The 16,484-nt window shown below is 66.6% G+C and carries 22 protein-coding genes; 4 read left to right on the top strand and 18 right to left on the bottom strand.

Annotated features, from left to right (window positions below):
- Positions 1-235: 235 nt before the first annotated feature.
- Complete coding sequence (gene rpmE / locus H0B54_RS08490; protein ID WP_014241009.1) at positions 236-460, top strand: 50S ribosomal protein L31; 225 nt, start codon at positions 236-238, stop codon at positions 458-460.
- A gap of 114 nt (positions 461-574) precedes the next feature.
- On the opposite strand, the gene H0B54_RS08485 is transcribed toward rpmE, so the two are convergent.
- Complete coding sequence (locus H0B54_RS08485; protein WP_094303016.1) at positions 575-982, bottom strand: DUF1465 family protein; 408 nt, start codon at positions 980-982, stop codon at positions 575-577.
- A gap of 294 nt (positions 983-1,276) precedes the next feature.
- Between H0B54_RS08485 and H0B54_RS08480 the strand changes: the two genes are divergently transcribed.
- A complete protein-coding gene (locus H0B54_RS08480; RefSeq protein ID WP_038526830.1) occupies positions 1,277-1,738 on the top strand; it encodes an Hsp20 family protein in 462 nt (153 codons plus the stop codon).
- A gap of 83 nt (positions 1,739-1,821) precedes the next feature.
- Here the strand turns inward: H0B54_RS08480 and H0B54_RS08475 are convergent, their stop codons facing one another.
- From H0B54_RS08475 to H0B54_RS08455, 5 genes are all read right to left on the bottom strand, one after another.
- Positions 1,822-3,714 carry a sensor histidine kinase gene (locus H0B54_RS08475; RefSeq protein ID WP_343068914.1) on the bottom strand — a complete coding sequence of 631 codons (1,893 nt, stop codon included), beginning with the start codon at positions 3,712-3,714 and terminating at the stop codon, positions 1,822-1,824.
- 98 nt (positions 3,715-3,812) lie between these two features.
- Entirely contained in the window at positions 3,813-4,610 is a 798-nt protein-coding gene (locus tag H0B54_RS08470; protein ID WP_188259952.1) for an alpha/beta fold hydrolase, read from the bottom strand.
- A 10-nt stretch (positions 4,611-4,620) separates the two neighbouring features.
- On the bottom strand, positions 4,621-5,931 hold the full coding sequence (locus H0B54_RS08465) for an O-acetylhomoserine aminocarboxypropyltransferase (RefSeq protein WP_188259951.1): 1,311 nt from the start codon (positions 5,929-5,931) through the stop codon (positions 4,621-4,623).
- A 174-nt stretch (positions 5,932-6,105) separates the two neighbouring features.
- On the bottom strand, positions 6,106-7,236 hold the full coding sequence (locus H0B54_RS08460; RefSeq protein WP_188259950.1) for a carboxylate-amine ligase: 1,131 nt from the start codon (positions 7,234-7,236) through the stop codon (positions 6,106-6,108).
- A gap of 6 nt (positions 7,237-7,242) precedes the next feature.
- Positions 7,243-8,115: an N-formylglutamate amidohydrolase gene (locus tag H0B54_RS08455; protein WP_188259949.1), complete on the bottom strand. Its 873-nt coding sequence runs from the start codon at positions 8,113-8,115 to the stop codon at positions 7,243-7,245.
- A gap of 185 nt (positions 8,116-8,300) precedes the next feature.
- On the opposite strand from H0B54_RS08455, the gene H0B54_RS08450 reads away from it, so the two are divergent.
- Positions 8,301-9,215 (top strand): DMT family transporter, encoded by a 915-nt coding sequence (locus H0B54_RS08450; RefSeq protein ID WP_188259948.1) that lies wholly within the window; start codon positions 8,301-8,303, stop codon positions 9,213-9,215.
- Between the two features lie 109 nt (positions 9,216-9,324).
- Positions 9,325-10,083, top strand: coding sequence for a FadR/GntR family transcriptional regulator (locus H0B54_RS08445; RefSeq protein WP_247895073.1), 759 nt, complete (start codon positions 9,325-9,327; stop codon positions 10,081-10,083).
- Positions 10,084-10,203: 120 nt separating this feature from the next.
- Here H0B54_RS08445 and H0B54_RS08440 read toward each other — a convergent pair whose 3' ends face one another.
- The 12 genes from H0B54_RS08440 to rplN form a co-directional block, all read right to left on the bottom strand.
- The gene (locus tag H0B54_RS08440) at positions 10,204-10,851 is read right to left on the bottom strand and encodes an adenylate kinase (protein WP_014241019.1); all 648 of its coding nucleotides are present in this window, start codon (positions 10,849-10,851) and stop codon (positions 10,204-10,206) included.
- Positions 10,851-12,191 (bottom strand): preprotein translocase subunit SecY, encoded by a 1,341-nt coding sequence (gene secY, locus H0B54_RS08435; RefSeq protein WP_014241020.1) that lies wholly within the window; start codon positions 12,189-12,191, stop codon positions 10,851-10,853. Before secY ends, H0B54_RS08440 begins: the two co-directional genes overlap by 1 nt.
- A gap of 118 nt (positions 12,192-12,309) precedes the next feature.
- Complete coding sequence (rplO, locus tag H0B54_RS08430; RefSeq protein WP_014241021.1) at positions 12,310-12,795, bottom strand: 50S ribosomal protein L15; 486 nt, start codon at positions 12,793-12,795, stop codon at positions 12,310-12,312.
- A gap of 4 nt (positions 12,796-12,799) precedes the next feature.
- A complete protein-coding gene (gene rpmD / locus H0B54_RS08425; RefSeq protein ID WP_014241022.1) occupies positions 12,800-12,991 on the bottom strand; it encodes a 50S ribosomal protein L30 in 192 nt (63 codons plus the stop codon).
- Between the two features lie 2 nt (positions 12,992-12,993).
- Positions 12,994-13,575 carry a 30S ribosomal protein S5 gene (gene rpsE / locus H0B54_RS08420; RefSeq protein WP_035675037.1) on the bottom strand — a complete coding sequence of 194 codons (582 nt, stop codon included), beginning with the start codon at positions 13,573-13,575 and terminating at the stop codon, positions 12,994-12,996.
- A gap of 12 nt (positions 13,576-13,587) precedes the next feature.
- Positions 13,588-13,950: a 50S ribosomal protein L18 gene (gene rplR, locus H0B54_RS08415; protein WP_014241024.1), complete on the bottom strand. Its 363-nt coding sequence runs from the start codon at positions 13,948-13,950 to the stop codon at positions 13,588-13,590.
- Positions 13,951-13,958: 8 nt separating this feature from the next.
- A complete protein-coding gene (rplF, locus tag H0B54_RS08410) occupies positions 13,959-14,492 on the bottom strand; it encodes a 50S ribosomal protein L6 (protein ID WP_014241025.1) in 534 nt (177 codons plus the stop codon).
- Positions 14,493-14,505: 13 nt separating this feature from the next.
- Complete coding sequence (rpsH, locus tag H0B54_RS08405; RefSeq protein ID WP_035675041.1) at positions 14,506-14,904, bottom strand: 30S ribosomal protein S8; 399 nt, start codon at positions 14,902-14,904, stop codon at positions 14,506-14,508.
- Between the two features lie 13 nt (positions 14,905-14,917).
- The gene (gene rpsN, locus H0B54_RS08400; protein ID WP_038526805.1) at positions 14,918-15,223 is read right to left on the bottom strand and encodes a 30S ribosomal protein S14; all 306 of its coding nucleotides are present in this window, start codon (positions 15,221-15,223) and stop codon (positions 14,918-14,920) included.
- Between the two features lie 19 nt (positions 15,224-15,242).
- Entirely contained in the window at positions 15,243-15,785 is a 543-nt protein-coding gene (rplE, locus tag H0B54_RS08395; protein ID WP_094303024.1) for a 50S ribosomal protein L5, read from the bottom strand.
- A gap of 11 nt (positions 15,786-15,796) precedes the next feature.
- Entirely contained in the window at positions 15,797-16,117 is a 321-nt protein-coding gene (gene rplX, locus H0B54_RS08390; protein ID WP_094303025.1) for a 50S ribosomal protein L24, read from the bottom strand.
- The gene (gene rplN / locus H0B54_RS08385; RefSeq protein ID WP_012973215.1) at positions 16,114-16,482 is read right to left on the bottom strand and encodes a 50S ribosomal protein L14; all 369 of its coding nucleotides are present in this window, start codon (positions 16,480-16,482) and stop codon (positions 16,114-16,116) included. Before rplN ends, rplX begins: the two co-directional genes overlap by 4 nt.
- Between the last annotated feature and the right edge of the window lie 2 nt (positions 16,483-16,484).

The raw sequence follows: 16,484 nt of genomic DNA, 5'->3' as shown, positions 1-16,484 counted from the left end.
TGGTGTAGCCACAGGATTGAACCACTGAGGCACGGAGACACAGGACTCCGGCCGGCAGCGCCCCGTTCCAGAAGCGCGCGAATCCTCAGTGCCTCTGTGTCTCCGTGGTGAATGATGCGGCGGCACACCGAAGCTGCGGTCGTTCGGAAGCGCTTGCCTTTCCGGCGCAGGAACGCGGTTGCATCATGCCGCATGCTTTGCTATAGACCGCGCTCGCTTTGCAGGAACCCCGGCCATGAAGACTGATATCCATCCCGACTACCACGAGATCAACGTGGTGATGACCGACGGCAGCACGTTCAAGACCCGCTCCACGATGGGCAAGCCGGGCGATACGCTGCGCCTCGACATCGACCCGAAGTCGCACCCGGCCTGGACCGGCGTGCAGAAGCTGCTGGACACGGGCGGCCAGATCGCCAAGTTCAACAAGCGCTTCGCGAGCTTCGGCCTGAAGAAGTAAGCTTCTTCGCCCGCAAAACGAAAAGGGGCGTCCGGTTCGCCGGGCGCCCTTTTCGCGTTCGCGGGCCTTGGTTTGCGGGACTTGATGAGGCCGCAGGTCGCGGCCGTTCTCGCCTCAGCCGGCCAGCGCCACCGCATCGCGGGCGCGCTCGTCCAAGCGGGCGACGCGCATGTAGAGCCGGTGGCTGCGCTCCAGAAGGCTGCGCAGCCCCTCTGGCAATTGCTCGTTGTCGGGGCCGGAGGGATCGGTGCAGATGTCCCCGCCCGACAGCGCGAAGTCTTCGCTCGCCGCCTGCTCGCGGGTCATTTCCCCGGCATGGACGGCCTTTTGCGCCAGCAGCCATGCCATGACCTGGGTCAGGCGGCTGGTCACCCGCATGGATTCGTACGAGATCTGGAGCCGGACCTGGGGCGGCAGCGCCCGATGGCTGACGGCGTCGTGATAGGCGATGTAGTTGCGCGCTTCGATGAGCAGCGCCATCGTCTCGTCGTAGGTTCCGTTGAAGAAGGTCGGTGTTTCCATCACGGCCGTACCCCTCCCGCGGCCGAGAGGCCCGATTCCGAGCCTCGCCGCAACTGATTAACAATCGATGAGCGCTCGCGGGCCCCTGCCGTCCGCCCTGTGGACGGTGGCGGCCCGGCCCGGCGATTTTCAAAAAGCGCCCTCTTGAACGGCCCCCTCTTGAACGGCCGGGACGCTCGCTTATCTGTCGCGGTGTCGGCGGACGCCCAGTTGGGGTTCGCCGACACCGCAAGCCGGGAGACCGACGATGATCGTGGTCTCCGATCGCTGTATCGCTCTTTTGGAGGATATGTCATGCGCTCCTACGACCTTTCGCCCCTGTTCCGTTCGACCGTCGGGTTCGACCGCCTCTCGCGCCTCCTGGAGAACGCGATGACCGGCGACGAGGCCGCCGCGTCCTACCCGCCCTACAACATTGAAAAGACGGGCGACGACGCTTACCGGATCACCATGGCCGTCGCCGGCTTTGGCCCGGAGGACCTGGAGATCACCGCTCAGCAGAACTCTTTGGTGGTCACAGGGAAAGCTAAGAAGGAACAGGAGACCGGCCAATTCCTCTACCGGGGTATTGCCGGCCGCGCTTTCGAGCGCCGCTTTCAGCTTGCCGACTTCATCAAGGTGGGCAACGCCAATCTGCTGAACGGGCTGCTCCACATCGATCTGGTGCGCGAGGTTCCGGAAACGATGAAGCCGCGGACCATTCAGATCGGCACCAACGGCACGGCGAAGCCCGCGCTGACCCAGCAGGCCGCCTAACCGCAAACCTCCACGCGTCCGCACGGCGCCCAGGGAAACCTGGGCGCCGTTTCTGCGTTCGCAGCGAACCGTCGCCGCCCTCGTCATGCGCCGCCGATCACCCGGTCCGGCGGCAAGACAACGGTCACCGTGGTCCCCTGCCCCGGCGCGCTGTCGATGCGCAGCGTGCCGCCATGCGCCTCCACCAGCCGTTTCGAGATGGACAGACCGAGCCCCATTCCCTCGTAGCGCCGCGCCATCGACTGATCCACCTGGACGAAGGGGGTCATCGCCTTCGGCAGATCCTCCGCCGCGATGCCGATTCCGGTGTCCGTCACCGACAACTCCAGCCCGCCGTCGTTTCCGCGGCCTGCGCGGATGAGGGCGGTTTCACCGGGATTGGAGAATTTGACGGCGTTCGACAGCAGGTTCACCAGCACCTGCCGCAGGCGCAGCGCGTCGCCGGACAGCATCGGCAGGCCATCCTGCAGGTCGATGTGGATCGGCACGCCGCGTTTGCCCGACTGGATGGCGACGAGATTGAGGGCCTCCCCCACCAGGGCGGACGGATCGATGGGGGTTTCGTTCAACCGCAGCCCGCCGGCCTCGATGGTGGTGATGTCCAGGATGTCGTCGATGATCGCCAGCAAATGCTCGCCCGACTGGCGGATCGACCCGGCATAGTCGATGTAGCGGTCCACCTCGCCCGCGCCGAGCAGACGCATTTCGATCACCTGGGCGAAGCCGATGACCGCGTTCAGCGGAGTCCTCAGCTCATGGCTCATGACTTGGAGGAAGGTCGACTTCGCGCGGTCCGCCGATTCGGCGGCTTCCTTCGCGGCGATCAGGTCGCTTTCGGTCCGCTTGCGCGCGGTGATGTCGCGGATGATGCCGGTGAAGACGCGGCGCCCGCCCGTCTCGACCGCGCTGACCGACACTTCGATGGGAAAGCGGCTGCCGTCGCCGCCCCGCACCGCGACGGCTTCGCGCACGGCCCCGGCGCCGCGGGCCTCACCACCCGGCTGGTAAACAGCCAGGCCGCCATCCTGAAGAAGCGCGCCGATGTCCGGGATCAGCCGGTCGATACGGCTCCACAGCATGTCCGCAGCCGGAACGCCGAACATCGCCTCCGCCGCCGGGTTGAAGCTGTGGACGATCCCCTCTCCGTCCATGGTGACGATGGCGTCGGCGGCGGCGTCCACGATGGCGTTGGTCCGGGCTTCCGCCATCAGGAGCGCGTCGGCGGTCCGCACATATTCGGTCATGTCGGTCAGCGTGCCGACCCAACCCTGCACCCGCCCGTCCGCCTCGGTCAGTGGCGAGCCCTGGCACAGGGCGAAGGCGACCCCGCCATCCGGCCCGCAGAAGCGCAGATTCAGCAGAAGCGGTTGCCCCGACGCCACGGCCTCCGCCCAATCCTCCTCCAGACGCGCGCGGTCGTCCGGATGCAGGACGGCGCGCCAGCCATGACCGGGGAGCGCGTCCGGCGACAGCCCGGTGATGGCGGCAAAGCGGGGGTTGGCGAAGACGATGCCGCCGTCCCGGTCCGTCTGGAAAATGCCGACCGGGGCGGAGCGGGTCAGCGTCTGGTAACGCGCTTCACTGGCCCGCAGCCGCTGTTCGGCCTCCACCCGGTCGGTCACGTCGCGGACGTTGAGGACGATCCCCCTGACGTCAGGGTCGTCCAACCGGTTTTGCGACGTCACTTCCGCGTGCCGCCAGCCACCGGCCGCGTGGCGCAGCCGGCAGGCGAACGGGCCGATGGGGTCGGTGGATGCCCCGCGGCCGCGTCGGGCGAGGCACCGGGCGACCTCCTCCCGGTCATCCGGATGGACGCAGTCCAGCGCGGCTGTGCCCAGCAGCGACTCCGGTGGAATGCCAAGCACGCGCAACGACGCAGCTCCCACATCGGCGAACCGGCCGTCCGGCGCCACCACCGCGACGACATCGCCAGCATTCGCCATCAGGGCATGAACATACCGCTCAAGACTCCGCACAGCTCACCATTCCGCATCGCCACTCCAGTGCAGAACAGTAAGACGCGAACCCGTTAACGATTCATGACGCCATTGTAATCAGTGAAGAAATAGCAGATTCAGAACGCAGAAAATCGAGCGGCGAATGCATCTGTGGCTGCGTTTGGTGCTTCCGTCATAACCATATGGCCTATGCCAGACAGCAGAATAACTTCAGATCCACGAACTTTGGCGGCAAGCGCCTTGCCGGATTTCGCCGGAGTCATACGGTCGACTCCACCCAGCAGGAAGAGCGCCGGGCAGGACACCGCCGCAGCCGCCTCGCCGCCCCGGACGTAGGCGTTGCAGGCGCCCAGATCGACGCCCAGCACACCGGGCCGCGCTCGCTGCATCAACCGCCGCCCACCGGGAACCAGCGACAGCCCCGGAGCCGCCGCACCGCCAACATGACCGCGCGGCCCGTGCCCCCAGCCGATGACCAGCTCGATGGCGGACGGGTCGTTCAGCGCGGCGGCGGCCAGCAGGTCGGGATGGACCGGCATCGTCTCCGCCACCCCCAACAGGGCCAGCGATTCGACGCGGTCGCCATGCCGCGCCGCCGTTTCCAAAGCCACCAGAGCGCCCATGGAATGGCCGGCGAGCGCGGCCTTCGCCACACCCGCGGCGTCCAGCAAAGCCACGATCCAGTCCGCCAACTCCTCGATGGAGGGAAGCGGCGTCCCGGCCGAACGGCCATGGCCGGGCAGATCCACCGCCAGGACCGACCGCCCGTGATGGGCGAGGTAGCGGCTTTGCAGGCTCCACACCGTGTGGTCCATGCCGGCGCCGTGAATCAGCACGATCACCGGCCGCGCCGGATCGAAGGGCCGTCCGCCGGTGTGGGCGTAGACGGCTTGGCCCTTGACGGTCAGTTCCATGACAGCCTCCTCACGCCTTGGTGGCGGCGCGCAGCGCCTGGCGCAGATCGTCGATCAGGTCGTCGCAATCCTCCAGCCCGATGGACAGGCGGATCATGTCCTCCCCCACCCCGGCGGCGGCGAGCGCCTCGGCGTCGAGCTGGGCGTGGGTGGTGCTGGCGGGATGGATGACCAGCGACTTGGCGTCGCCGACGTTGGCGAGGTGGGAGAACAGCGCCAGCTTCTCGATGAAGCGCCGTCCGGCCGCCCGCCCGCCCTTGATGCCGAAGGAGATGATGGACCCGGCGCCGTGCGGCAGGAGCTGGGCGCGCAGCCGGTGGTCGGGGTGGTCGGGCAGTTCCGGATGGGTGACCCAGGCGACGCTGCCGTTCTCCGCGTAAGCCTCCGATTCGAGGAAGCCCAGCACCTTGCGGGTGTTGTGGATGTGGCCCTTCATGCGCAGCGGCAGGGTCTCCACGCCTTGGAGGATCTGGAAGGCGTTCATTGGGCTCATGCAGGCGCCGAAATCGCGCAGGCCCTCGGCGCGGGCGCGCATGATGAAGGCCGCCGGCCCGTACTCCTCCGCGAAGTCGATGCCGTGATAGCCGGCGTAGGGCTCGGTCAGGGTCGGGAACTTGCCGGACGCCTCCCAGTCGAAGGTGCCGCCGTCGATGACCACCCCGCCGATGGCGACGCCGTGCCCGGCCAGCCACTTGGTGCAGGAATGCATGACCAGATCGGCGCCGAAACTCAGCGGCTTGCACAGATAGGGCGTGACGAAGGTCGCATCGACCATCAGCGGCAGCCCGGCCTCATGCGCGATGGCCGACAGGCTGGGGATGTCCAGCACCTCCAGCCCCGGATTGCCCAACACCTCGCCGAACAGCAGCCGCGTCTCCGGCCGGATCGCCGCGCGGAAACCGTCGAGGTCGCGCGGATTGACGAAGGTCGTGGTGATGCCGAATCGCGGCAGCGTGTAGGCCAGCAGGTTGCGGCTGCCGCCGTAGATCGAGGAGGAGGCGACGATGTGCCCGCCCGCGTCCATCAGCGTCATGATGGCGAGCGTCAGCGCCGCCTGGCCGCTGGACGTGCAGACCGCGCCGACGCCGCCGTCCAGAGCCGCCAGCCGTTCCTCCAGCACCGCCACCGTGGGGTTGGAGATGCGGGAGTAGATGTGCCCCGGCCGTTCCAGGTTGAACAGCGAGGCGGCGTGGTCAGTGTCGTCGAAGACGTAGGACGTGGACTGATAGATCGGCACCGCCCGCGCCCCGGTGGCCGGGTCGGGCCGCTGGCCGGCGTGCAGGCTCAGCGTGTCGAACTTGAGGAACTTGGCGTCGGCCATTCCCTTCCCCCTGAAAAAGGTAAGGGCCGCCCGTGGTGCGAGCGGCCCTCTGCTGCTTCGTTTTTTTTGCCTGCCCTGCTCAACTCGGTGAGCTGATTTGCGGCGAGGGTATGGCTGGATGACGCAAAGGTCAAGTAGTGGCTTTCCGAAAGTTGCCTCAGAATTCGAAGCAATTCATTCCACCCCGACCATCGTCTCCTCGACCAGCCAATCGACCACCTGGGCAAGAGCCTCCCAGCCGGTGGCGCCCTGCTCCAGCGCCTCGCGGTAGATGGCCACCTGACGGTGGGCGCTGGTGCCGCGGCGGATGATGTCGCGGGCGTGGGCGACCTCGGCCACGCAGTCGAATCGCTCCGCGTCCTCGCGGGTCAGCTCGATCAGCTCCTCCATCAGGTCGGCGTAGGGAACGATGGTGCCGCGCCCGAAATCGACCAGCCCGTCGTCGAGTCCGTAGCGTTGGGCGCGCCAGCGGTTCTCGCCGATCAGCAGGTTCTTGTAGGGCCGCCACGTCACGTTCCGCAGCCGCAGCCGCCACAGCATCCGCAGCAGGCAGCGGAACAGCGCGGCCACCGTCACCGCGTCGTCCAGCCGGGTGCAGACGTCGGTGATCCGCATCTCCAGCGTCGGGAAGCGCTGGGACGGGCGGATGTCCCACCACAGCTTGCTCGCGTCCTCGATGATCCCGGCGTTGACCAGCACGTTCACCTGCTGCTGGTACTCGCCGAAGCTCTGGAAGCTGTCGGGCATCCCGGTGCGCGGCAGTTCGTTCCACACCGCCAGCCGGTAGGATTTCCGCTGCATGTCCTGCCCCCGCCAGAAGGGCGATGAGGTGGACAGCGCCAGCAGATGCGGCAGGAAATAGCGGACCTGATTCATCAGGTCGATGCGCAGGTCGTCGTCCTCGATCCCGACATGGACGTGCATGCCGCAGATCATCAGCCGCCGCGCCGGTGCGCCCAGATCGCGGGCCAGCATGTTGTAGCGGTCGCGGTTGGTGTGCTTCTGCGGTTCCCACGCGGCGAAGGGATGGGTGGAGGCCGCGATGGGCGCCAGATTGTGGGCGCGCGCCACCCCGGCCACCGTCGCGCGCAGCCGCGCCAGTTCCGCCCGCGCCTCCTTCAGGTCGGAACAGACCGGCGTGCCGACCTCGATCTGGCAGCGCAGGAATTCCGGATGGATCTGGCCCGGCGCCTGCTCCTGGCAGGCCGCCAGCATCTCGTCCGGCGGGTTGCGCGCGATGTCCCGCGAGTTGCGGTCCACCAGCAGATACTCTTCCTCAAGCCCCAGCGTGAAGGCCGGCTCCATGAACGCTCACTCCCGCGGGAACAGTTTGATTTGGTAGAGGCCGGGGTCGGCCAGAATCGGCTCCAGCGCATCGCCGAGCACCGTCGCCCACAGCTCCGCCCCCTCCGGCGTGGCGATCAGGTCCTGGCGCACCTCGACCAGGACGTTGGGCAGCCCGGCGGGGGTCGCGTGGCTTTCCACCGTGCCGCCCAGGGTGGTCCGGCCCGAATAGGGCTCGTTGTCGCCGACGCACCAGCGCCCGTCGGCGCGCAGCCGTGCGATCATCGGGATCGGGATGCGCGGGTCGTGGTCCCAGAGGATGCCGACGTGCCAGGGCCGGGCAACGCCACGCATGGCGGGCGTGAAGCTGTGGATCGACAGCAGCACCGGCACCTGCCCGCGCTCGCGCCGCCGGGCGACCTCGGCGGCGACGGCCTCATGATAGGGCCGGAAGATGGCGTCGATCCGGCGCTCCTCCTCGGCGCGGTCCAGGGCACGGTTGCCGGGTATCACCACGTCGTCGCTGACCACCGGGATCGCCGTGGGATCGTCCAGCGCACGGTTCGGGTCGATCACCAGCCGGGAATAGCCGGACAGCACCGCCGTCGCGCCGAACCGCTGCGACAGCCGCCGCGTCACCTCCGCCGCCCCGATGTCATAGGCGATGTGCCGGCACAGATTCGTCTCGTCCAGCCCCAGTGTCCCGAGTGCCTTCGGAATGGCGCGCGAGGCGTGGTCGCACAGCAGCAGCACCGGGCTGTCCGACTCCGGGCGCAGCACGGTCACCGGCGGCGGATCGTCGGGACCCCGCAACGGTGCGGTCGGCGCGGCGCGGGGCGGCGACGGCAGGGTCACCGGTCGGGGGTGTTCGGTGGGCTTGCAGGGGGATCGCTGCGTCATGATGGCACAGTATTGCAGGGTCTCGGTCGCAGCGGAAGTTCCCGCCGGTTGGTCCCAAGGCAACGGTCCGGACGCGTGGATGATCCCACGGCAAAGGCAATGTCCCACAATCCGGGCCTTCCGCAGGTGAGCCATGCGGCGGGGGGACGTGGCGCCCGTAGGTTGCGTCCGTTATAACGGACGCCATGCCGGACGCCAGCACCCTCGCCCCCGTCGCGCGCGTCGATTCCGCGCAGCGGATCGCGCTGATCGCCCTTCTGACCGGAGCGCTGGGCATCGCCTTCGCCCCGATCTTTGTGCGCCTGTCCGAACTGGGACCGAGCGCCACCGCCTTTTGGCGCCTCGCCTTCGCCATTCCCGCTTTGTGGGTCTGGATGGCCATGGAGCCGAAGGGCGGCGCGCGATCCCGCAGACCCTCCTCGCTCTACGACTACGCCCGGCTGATCGCCGCCGGCCTGTTCTTCGCGGGCGACCTCGCCATCTGGCATTGGTCGATCCGCTACACCTCCGTCGCCAACTCCACGCTGCTCGCCAACTTCGCGCCGATCTTCGTGACCTTGGTGTCCTGGCTGGTGTTCAAGGAGCGCTTCAGCCGGACCTTCCTCACCGGCCTTGGGCTGGCCCTGTGCGGGGCCATGGTGCTGATGGGGCAGAGCCTGCAGTTGAGCCCGGACCATCTGTTCGGCGACGCCCTGGGGCTGCTGACCGCGGTGTTCTACAGCGGTTATTTCCTGGTGGTCGGCCGTCTGCGGGCGGAGTTCTCCACCGCCACCATCATGACCTGGAGCGGCGTGGTCACCGGCGTCGCCCTGCTGCCCATCGCCCTGCTGTCGGGGGAAAGCCTGATCGCCGGCTCGCTCGGTGGCTGGGGCGTGCTGCTGGGGCTCGCCCTGGTCAGCCACGCCGGCGGCCAGAGCCTGATCGCCTACGCGCTGGCCCATCTGCCCGCAGCCTTCTCCTCCGTCAGCCTGCTGCTCCAGCCCGCGGCGGCGGCGGTGCTGGCCTGGGCGCTGCTCGCCGAGCCGCTCGGCATGTTCCAGGCGGTCGGAGGCACCGTTGTGCTGGCGGGCATCCTTGTGGCGCGCCGCGGGAGCCGATGAATCGCCTCTCGTGAGGCCGACCATACGCCGCCGTCCGGATGCGAGTTGACGTGATTTACCCGACTCGGGTACGACCTATGACCGATTGCTGATGAAAGGGCATGCCACCGTGTCCGACACCGAAGAACCCCACCACGTACCGGCCTCCTCCCAGCGCATTTCCGAATGGGTGGCGGAGCGGATTCTCGAACGGATCGCCCGTGGCGAACTCGTTCCGGGTGAGCGTCTGCCCGGCGAACGCCAGCTCGCAGAGCAGCTCCACGTCAGCCGGGTGTCGGTGCGCGCGGCCCTGCAAAAGCTGAAGACGCAAGGCTTCCTGACCGCCGTGCAGGGCGGCGGCACGCGGGTGGTGTCCTCCGCCGGCGCCATGGACGGCGCCCTGACCGAGATGGTCCGGGTGAAGCACGCCAACCTCTGCGACCTCGTGGAGATCCGGCAGGCCCTGGAAAGCTGGGCGGCCCGGCGCGCCACCGAGCGCGCGACCCAGGAGCAGATCGACCACATCGGGCGGGTCCTCGCCGCGATGGGCGAGACGGGCCGCGACGGCAAGCAGGCCGCCGACGACATGGACTTCCACCTCGCCGTCGCCCAGGCGGCGGGAAGCCCGGTCTACCTGCACCTGCTGGCGACCATCCGCGACATCCTGAGCCAGATGATGGAGTACCATCACACCGAGCCCTTCGCGTTGGGCCGCGAGGCGCTGATGATCGACCATCACCGCGCCATCTACGACGCCATCAGGCGTCGCGACGCCGATGCCGCCGCCGCTGCGGCCACCGATCACCTCGGCTGGGTGCTCGACCGCTACAACGACCTGAGCCGCAAGGCGGAAGACCTCTCGCGTCCTGACACCGACGCCGCTCCGTAAAGAGGGGCGGCACCTCCGGAGAGGACCGCCCTCCCCGCCTCATGGTCACGGCATAGAAAAAGCCGCGAGGGTCCGAAGATCCTCGCGGCTTTTCTTTTCAATCGATCACGACGATCCCGGTCAGGCGGCCAGGATGCCCTCGATCTGTTTGGTCACGTCGTCGATCTCGGCCATGCCGTCCACCGTCTTCAGAACACCGCGGCTCTGGTAGTACGGAAGGATCGGCGCGGTCTGCTCGTGATACTGGGCGAGGCGGGTCTTCACCGTGTCCGCGTTGTCGTCAGCCCGGCGCTTGAACTCGGTGCTGCCGCAGACATCGCAGACGCCCTCGACCTTCGGCTTCTCGAAGACGTCGTGATAGCCCTTGCCGCACTTGGCGCAGGTGTAGCGGCCGGTGATGCGCTCCACCAGGATGTCGTCCACGACTTTCATCTCGATCACATGATCGAGCTTGAGGCCCTTGTCCGACAGCATGGTGTCCAGCGCCTCGGCTTGGGCGACCGTACGCGGGAAACCATCGAGGATGAAGCCGTTGGCGACATCCGGCTTGGAAATCCGCTCAGCGATGATTTTGACCATCAGCTCGTCCGGCATCAATTTGCCGGCGGACATGATGTCCTTCGCCTGCTGCCCAAGCGGACCGCCCTCGGCGACCATCGCGCGGAGCATGTCGCCCGTGGAAAGCTGGACGAGCCCGCGCGTGTCTTCGAGACGCCGCGCCTGGGTCCCCTTCCCGGCGCCCGGCGGTCCGAGCAGAATGAGATTCATTACTTTCTCCCCCGAAGCTTCGCTTTTTTAATCAGCCCCTCATACTGGTGGGCCAGCAGATGGGAATGAATCTGCGCAACCGTGTCCATCGTCACCGTGACCACGATCAGCAGACTGGTGCCGCCAAAATAGAACGGAACCGAATGCTGGGAAATCAGGATTTCGGGGAGGAGACAAACCGCCACAAGGTAGGCCGAACCGATCACCGTCAGGCGGGTCAGCACGTAGTCGATATAGTCCGCGGTGTTCTTGCCCGGACGGATGCCGGGAATGAAGCCGCCATACTTACGAAGGTTCTCGGCCGTGTCCGCGGGGTTGAAGACGATGGCCGTGTAGAAGAAGCAGAAGAAGATGATCAGCGCCGAATACAGGATCATGTAGAGCGGCGTGCCGTGCGCCAGATAGCGCGTGACGGTCTGCAGCCACTCCGGACCTTCACCGCCGGCGAAGCCGACCGCGGTCAGCGGCAGCAGCAGCAGCGACGACGCGAAGATCGGCGGGATGACGCCCGACGTGTTGAGCTTCAGCGGCAGGTGCGACGCTTCGCCGCCGAACACGCGGTTGCCCATCTGCCGCTTCGGATACTGGATCAGCAGCCGGCGTTGCGCGCGCTCCATGAACACAATGAAGAACACGACGCCCACCGCCATCAGCAGCAGGAAGACGATGAACAGCGTGGACAGCGCGCCGGTGCGGCCCAGCTCCAGCGTGCTGACGAGAGCGCGCGGCAGTTCGGCGACGATGCCGGCGAAGATGATGAGGGAGATGCCGTTGCCGATGCCGCGGGCGGTGATCTGCTCGCCCAGCCACATCAGGAACATCGTGCCGCCGACCAGCGTGATGACCGTGGCGATCTTGAAGAACAGCCCCGGCTCGGGGACCGCGGCGCCGGATGCGCCGGTCATCGCCTCGAGCCCAACCGCCAAGCCCCAGGCCTGCACGGTCGCCAGCAGCACCGTGCCGTAGCGGGTGTACTGGTTCAGCTTCTTGCGGCCCGACTCGCCCTCCTTCTTCAGCGCTTCCATCTGCGGAGACACCGCGGTCAGAAGCTGCACGATGATGGAGGCCGAAATGTACGGCATGATGTTGAGCGCGAAGATCGTCATGCGGTGCAGCGCGCCGCCGGCCAGCATGTCGAACATGCCCAGGATGCCCCCGCCCTGCTGCCGGAAAATATCGGCCAGGATCTGCGGGTTGACGCCCGGAATCGGGATGTAGGTGCCCAGGCGGTAGATGATCAAGGCACCAAGGGTGAACCAGATCCGCTTCTTCAGCTCGGTCGCCTTGGAGAAGGCACCGAAATTAATGTTCGCGGCAAGCTGCTCGGCCGCTGATGCCATGGGTCGTATCCCTGTCCCTAATGCACGAACGGGGCGGTCCTGCAGGATGCAGGCCGCCCCTCGCAACTTCGCTTCATTTAGTGCCGGAAGATGCCCGCGCGCAAGCGCGGGCTTCCGATCACTCGGCGGCTTCGGCGGCGGACGCGGTCAGCGTGACGCTGCCACCCGCCTTCTCGACCGCTTCCACAGCCGACTTGGAGGCGCCGGCCACGGTGAAGCTGGCCTTCGTCGTCAGGGCGCCCTTGCCCAGCAGACGGATGCCGTCCTTCTTCACCTTGCCGGTGACGCCCGCCGCTTCCAGGGCCACCGCATCGATGGTCTGGCTGGCGTCGAGCTTGCCGGCGTCGATGAACTTCTGGACCAGGCCCAGGTTCACGACCGAGTATTCCTTCGCGAAGATGTTGCGGAAACCGCGCTTCGGAAGGCGGCGGTGAAGGGGCATCTGGCCGCCTTCAAAGCCGTTGATGGCCACGCCGGTGCGCGAGGTCTGACCCTTGACGCCACGGCCGCCGGTCTTGCCCTTGCCCGAACCGATACCGCGGCCGACGCGCATGCGCTCCTTACGGGCACCGGGGTTGTCCCGGAGATCGTTCAGCTTCGTCATGGGTTCAGCCCTCGTTCTCGACGCGGACCAGGTGCGCGACCTTGGCGATCATGCCCCGCACGGCCGGAGTGTCCTCCAGCTCGCGGGTCCGGTGCAGCTTGTTGAGACCCAGACCGACCAGCGTCTCGCGCTGGTCGTGCTTGCGGCCGATCGGGCTGCCGGTCTGGGTGACGATGACGGTCTTCTTCTCGGCCATGATCAAGCCTCCTGCGCACCGGCAGCGCCGGTTTCACGCTTGCCGAGGATGTCGCTCACGCGACGGCCGCGACGGGCGGCGACGCTGCGCGGGCTGGAAACCTGCGACAGGGCATCGAAGGTCGCCTTGATCATGTTGTGCGGGTTCGAGGTGCCGATGGACTTCGTCACCACGTCCTGCACACCCAGCGCCTCGAAGATCGCGCGCATCGGACCGCCGGCGATGATGCCGGTACCGGCCGGGGCGGTGCGCAGCACGACCTTGCCGGCACCGAAGTGACCGTTGGAGTCGTGGTGCAGCGTGCGGCCTTCGCGGAGCGGAACGCGGATCATGCCGCGCTTCGCCTGGTCGGTGGCCTTACGGATCGCCTCCGGCACTTCACGGGCCTTGCCCGATCCGACGCCGACGCGGCCCTTGCCGTCACCGACCACCACCAGGGCGGCGAAGCCGAAGCGACGGCCGCCCTTCACAACCTTGGCGACGCGGTTGATACCAACGAGCTTTTCGATCAGCTCGCTCTCTTCCCGGTCGCGATCGCGCGGCTGCCGATCACGGTCGCTCCGCTCGCCTCTTTCACGTGCCATTTCGGAGCCTCCTTAGAACGACAGCCCGCCCTCGCGGGCGGCGTCAGCCAGGGCCTTGACCCGGCCGTGGTAAATGTAGCCACCACGGTCGAACACGACCTCGGTGACGCCCGCCGCCTTGGCGCGCTCGGCGATGAGCGCACCGATCTTCTGGGCGGCTTCGACGTTCCCACCGTGCTTGAGCTGCTCGCGCAGCTCCTTTTCCACGGACGAGGCCGAGGCGACCGTGCGGCCGTTCTCGTCGTCGATGATCTGGGCGTAGATGTGCAGATTGGACCGGAAAACCGAGAGGCGAGCCCGCCCGCCGGCCTTCTTGGCAATCTGCGCGCGCACGCGCTGCTTGCGGCGCTCGTGGAGTTGCTTTGGCTTGAGCATGGCGGACCTTACTTCTTCTTGCCTTCCTTACGGATCAGCGTCTCGGTCTCGTACTTGATGCCCTTGCCCTTATAGGGCTCCGGCTTCTTCCAACCGCGGATCTCCGCGGCGACTTGACCGACTTTCTGCTTGTCGAAGCCCGACACCGAGATCGCGGTGGGCTTGTCACACTTGATGGTGATGCCCTCCGGGATCGGGTACTTGACGTCGTGCGAGTAGCCGAGCTGCATGACCAGCTCCTTGCCCTGCACGGCGGCACGGTAACCGACGCCGTTGATCTCGAGGTTGATGGTGAAGCCCTGGTTGACGCCCGTGACCATGTTGTTGATCAGGGTGCGCGAGGTTGCCCACATGACGCGGGCGCGCTTGCTGTCGTTCGCCGGGGCGACCACGACCTTGCCGTCTTCCAGCTTGGCCGTGATGTCGTCGATGAGGGTCAGGCTGAGCGAACCCAGCTTGCCCTTGGCCGACACCTGCTGGCCGTTGACGGAGACGTCAACACCAGCCGGAACCGGCACGGGATGCTTTCCAATGCGCGACATCGAAGGGTCCCCCTTAGAACACGCGGCAGAGGACTTCACCGCCGACGTTGGCGGCGCGGGCCTCATTGTCCGACATCACGCCGCGCGGCGTGGAGAGGATCGCGATGCCGAGGCCGTTGAAGACGCGGGGCAGATCGGTGATCTTCGAATAGACGCGGCGGCCGGGCTTCGACACGCGGGCGATCTGCTTAATGACAGGCTCGCCTTCGTGATACTTCAGCTCGATCTTCAGGTTCTTGATGCCGGGGCGCAGCTCCTCCTCGGAGTAGCCGCGGATGTAACCCTCGCGCTTGAGAACCTCAAGCACGTTGCTGCGCAGCTTCGACGCCGGGCTCTGCACAACAGACATACGGGCGTGCTGACCGTTGCGGATGCGGGTCAGCATATCGCCGAGCGGATCGCTCAAAGACATTCTCCGACCCTCCTTACCAGCTCGACTTCACCATCCCCGGGATCTGGCCGGTCGAGGCCAGTTCGCGGAGGGTGACGCGGGACAGCTTGAACTTGCGATAGAACGCCCGCGGACGGCCGGTCATTTCGCAGCGGTTGCGGATGCGCACCTTCGACGAGTTGCGCGGCAGCTCAGCCAGCTTGAGGCGGGCGGCGAACTGCTCTTCCGGCGGGAGGGAGCGATCGGAGGCGATGGCCTTCAGGCGGGCACGCTTGTTGGCGAATTGCTTCACCAGCTTGGTGCGACGCTTGTTCTTCTCGATGGCACTGGTCTTAGCCATGGGGTCGTGCTCCAGCCAATCAGGCCACAAACGGCATGTCGAAGGCCTTCAGGAGAGCCTTGGCCTCCTTGTCGGTCTTCGCCGAGGTGACGAAAATGATGTCCATGCCGCGGATCTGATCGATCTTGTCGTAGTCGATCTCCGGGAAAATGATCTGCTCCTTCACGCCCATGGCATAGTTGCCACGGCCGTCGAAGCTGTTGCCGGGGATGCCGCGGAAGTCGCGGACACGCGGCAACGCGATCGTGACCAGGCGATCCAGGAACTCGTACATGCGGTCACGGCGGAGCGTGACCTTGCACCCGATCGCCATGCCCTCACGCAGCTTGAACTGCGCGATCGACTTGCGGGACTTCGTGACGATCGGCTTCTGGCCGCTGATCGCCGTCAGTTCGCTCACCGCATTCTGGATCTTCTTGGAGTCGCCGACGGCCTCGCCGACACCCATGTTGATGACGATCTTCTCGATCCGCGGAACTTCCATGTCGTTCGCGTAGCCGAACTCAGCCTTGAGCGCGGCGCGGATCTTGGAGTCGTACACTTCCTTCAAACGTGCAGCCATTGGTCCGGTCCTCACACGTCGATGACTTCGCCGGACCGCTTGGCGACACGCACCTTGCGGCCATCCTCAAGGACCTTGAAACCGACGCGGGTCGGCTTGCCGTCCTTGGGGTCGACATGAGCAACATTCGAGACGTTGATCGGCGCCTCGAACTCAACGATGCCGCCCTGCGAGGTGGCGCTCGGACGCTGGTGCTTCTTCACCACGTTCACGCCCTGCACGACGACACGGTTTTCCGCCGGGATGACCTTGAGGACCTCACCGGTCTTGCCCTTGTCCTTGCCGGCCAGGACGACGACCTTGTCCTTGGTCTTGATCTTCGCGGCCATCACAGCACCTCCGGCGCCAGCGAGATGATCTTCATGAACTTCTTGCCGCGAAGCTCACGAGTGACCGGCCCGAAGATACGCGTGCCGATCGGCTCGCCCTGCTTGTTGATCAGCACGGCGGCATTGCGGTCGAAACGGATCGCGGACCCGTCCTCCCGGCGCAGTTCCTTCGCGGTGCGGACGATGACGGCGCGATGCACGTCGCCCTTCTTGACGCGACCCTTCGGAATGGCCTCCTTGACCGAGACGACGATGACGTCGCCGACGGTGGCCACCTTCCGCTTGGACCCGCCAAGCACCTTGATGCACTGCACCCGGCGCGCCCCGCTATTGTCGGCGACTTCCAGGTTGGTTTGCATCTGGATCATGG

This window comes from Azospirillum tabaci (assembly GCF_014596085.1).
Classification (GTDB): Bacteria; Pseudomonadota; Alphaproteobacteria; order Azospirillales; family Azospirillaceae; genus Azospirillum; species Azospirillum tabaci.
The sequence above is the reverse complement of the archived record's forward strand: the minus strand, read 5'-3'. Positions and strand labels throughout refer to the sequence as shown.

Bases quoted from the DNA above. Each gene is read 5' to 3' on its own strand.
- H0B54_RS08455 (WP_188259949.1), bottom strand. From the start codon at position 8,115: ATGACGCAGCGATCCCCCTGCAAGCCCACCGAACACCCCCGACCGGTG.
- rplF (WP_014241025.1), bottom strand. From the start codon at position 14,492: ATGTCGCGCATTGGAAAGCATCCCGTGCCGGTTCCGGCTGGTGTTGAC.
- rpsE (WP_035675037.1), bottom strand. From the start codon at position 13,575: ATGGCACGTGAAAGAGGCGAGCGGAGCGACCGTGATCGGCAGCCGCGC.
- rplE (WP_094303024.1), bottom strand. From the start codon at position 15,785: ATGGCTGCACGTTTGAAGGAAGTGTACGACTCCAAGATCCGCGCCGCG.
- rpsH (WP_035675041.1), bottom strand. From the start codon at position 14,904: ATGTCTTTGAGCGATCCGCTCGGCGATATGCTGACCCGCATCCGCAAC.
- rpmE (WP_014241009.1), top strand. From the start codon at position 236: ATGAAGACTGATATCCATCCCGACTACCACGAGATCAACGTGGTGATG.
- rplO (WP_014241021.1), bottom strand. From the start codon at position 12,795: ATGACGAAGCTGAACGATCTCCGGGACAACCCCGGTGCCCGTAAGGAG.
- H0B54_RS08460 (WP_188259950.1), bottom strand. From the start codon at position 7,236: ATGGAGCCGGCCTTCACGCTGGGGCTTGAGGAAGAGTATCTGCTGGTG.
- H0B54_RS08480 (WP_038526830.1), top strand. From the start codon at position 1,277: ATGCGCTCCTACGACCTTTCGCCCCTGTTCCGTTCGACCGTCGGGTTC.
- H0B54_RS08470 (WP_188259952.1), bottom strand. From the start codon at position 4,610: ATGGAACTGACCGTCAAGGGCCAAGCCGTCTACGCCCACACCGGCGGA.
- rplN (WP_012973215.1), bottom strand. From the start codon at position 16,482: ATGATCCAGATGCAAACCAACCTGGAAGTCGCCGACAATAGCGGGGCG.
- rplR (WP_014241024.1), bottom strand. From the start codon at position 13,950: ATGCTCAAGCCAAAGCAACTCCACGAGCGCCGCAAGCAGCGCGTGCGC.
- rpmD (WP_014241022.1), bottom strand. From the start codon at position 12,991: ATGGCCGAGAAGAAGACCGTCATCGTCACCCAGACCGGCAGCCCGATC.
- H0B54_RS08450 (WP_188259948.1), top strand. From the start codon at position 8,301: ATGCCGGACGCCAGCACCCTCGCCCCCGTCGCGCGCGTCGATTCCGCG.
- H0B54_RS08465 (WP_188259951.1), bottom strand. From the start codon at position 5,931: ATGGCCGACGCCAAGTTCCTCAAGTTCGACACGCTGAGCCTGCACGCC.
- H0B54_RS08440 (WP_014241019.1), bottom strand. From the start codon at position 10,851: ATGAATCTCATTCTGCTCGGACCGCCGGGCGCCGGGAAGGGGACCCAG.
- rpsN (WP_038526805.1), bottom strand. From the start codon at position 15,223: ATGGCTAAGACCAGTGCCATCGAGAAGAACAAGCGTCGCACCAAGCTG.
- secY (WP_014241020.1), bottom strand. From the start codon at position 12,191: ATGGCATCAGCGGCCGAGCAGCTTGCCGCGAACATTAATTTCGGTGCC.
- H0B54_RS08485 (WP_094303016.1), bottom strand. From the start codon at position 982: ATGGAAACACCGACCTTCTTCAACGGAACCTACGACGAGACGATGGCG.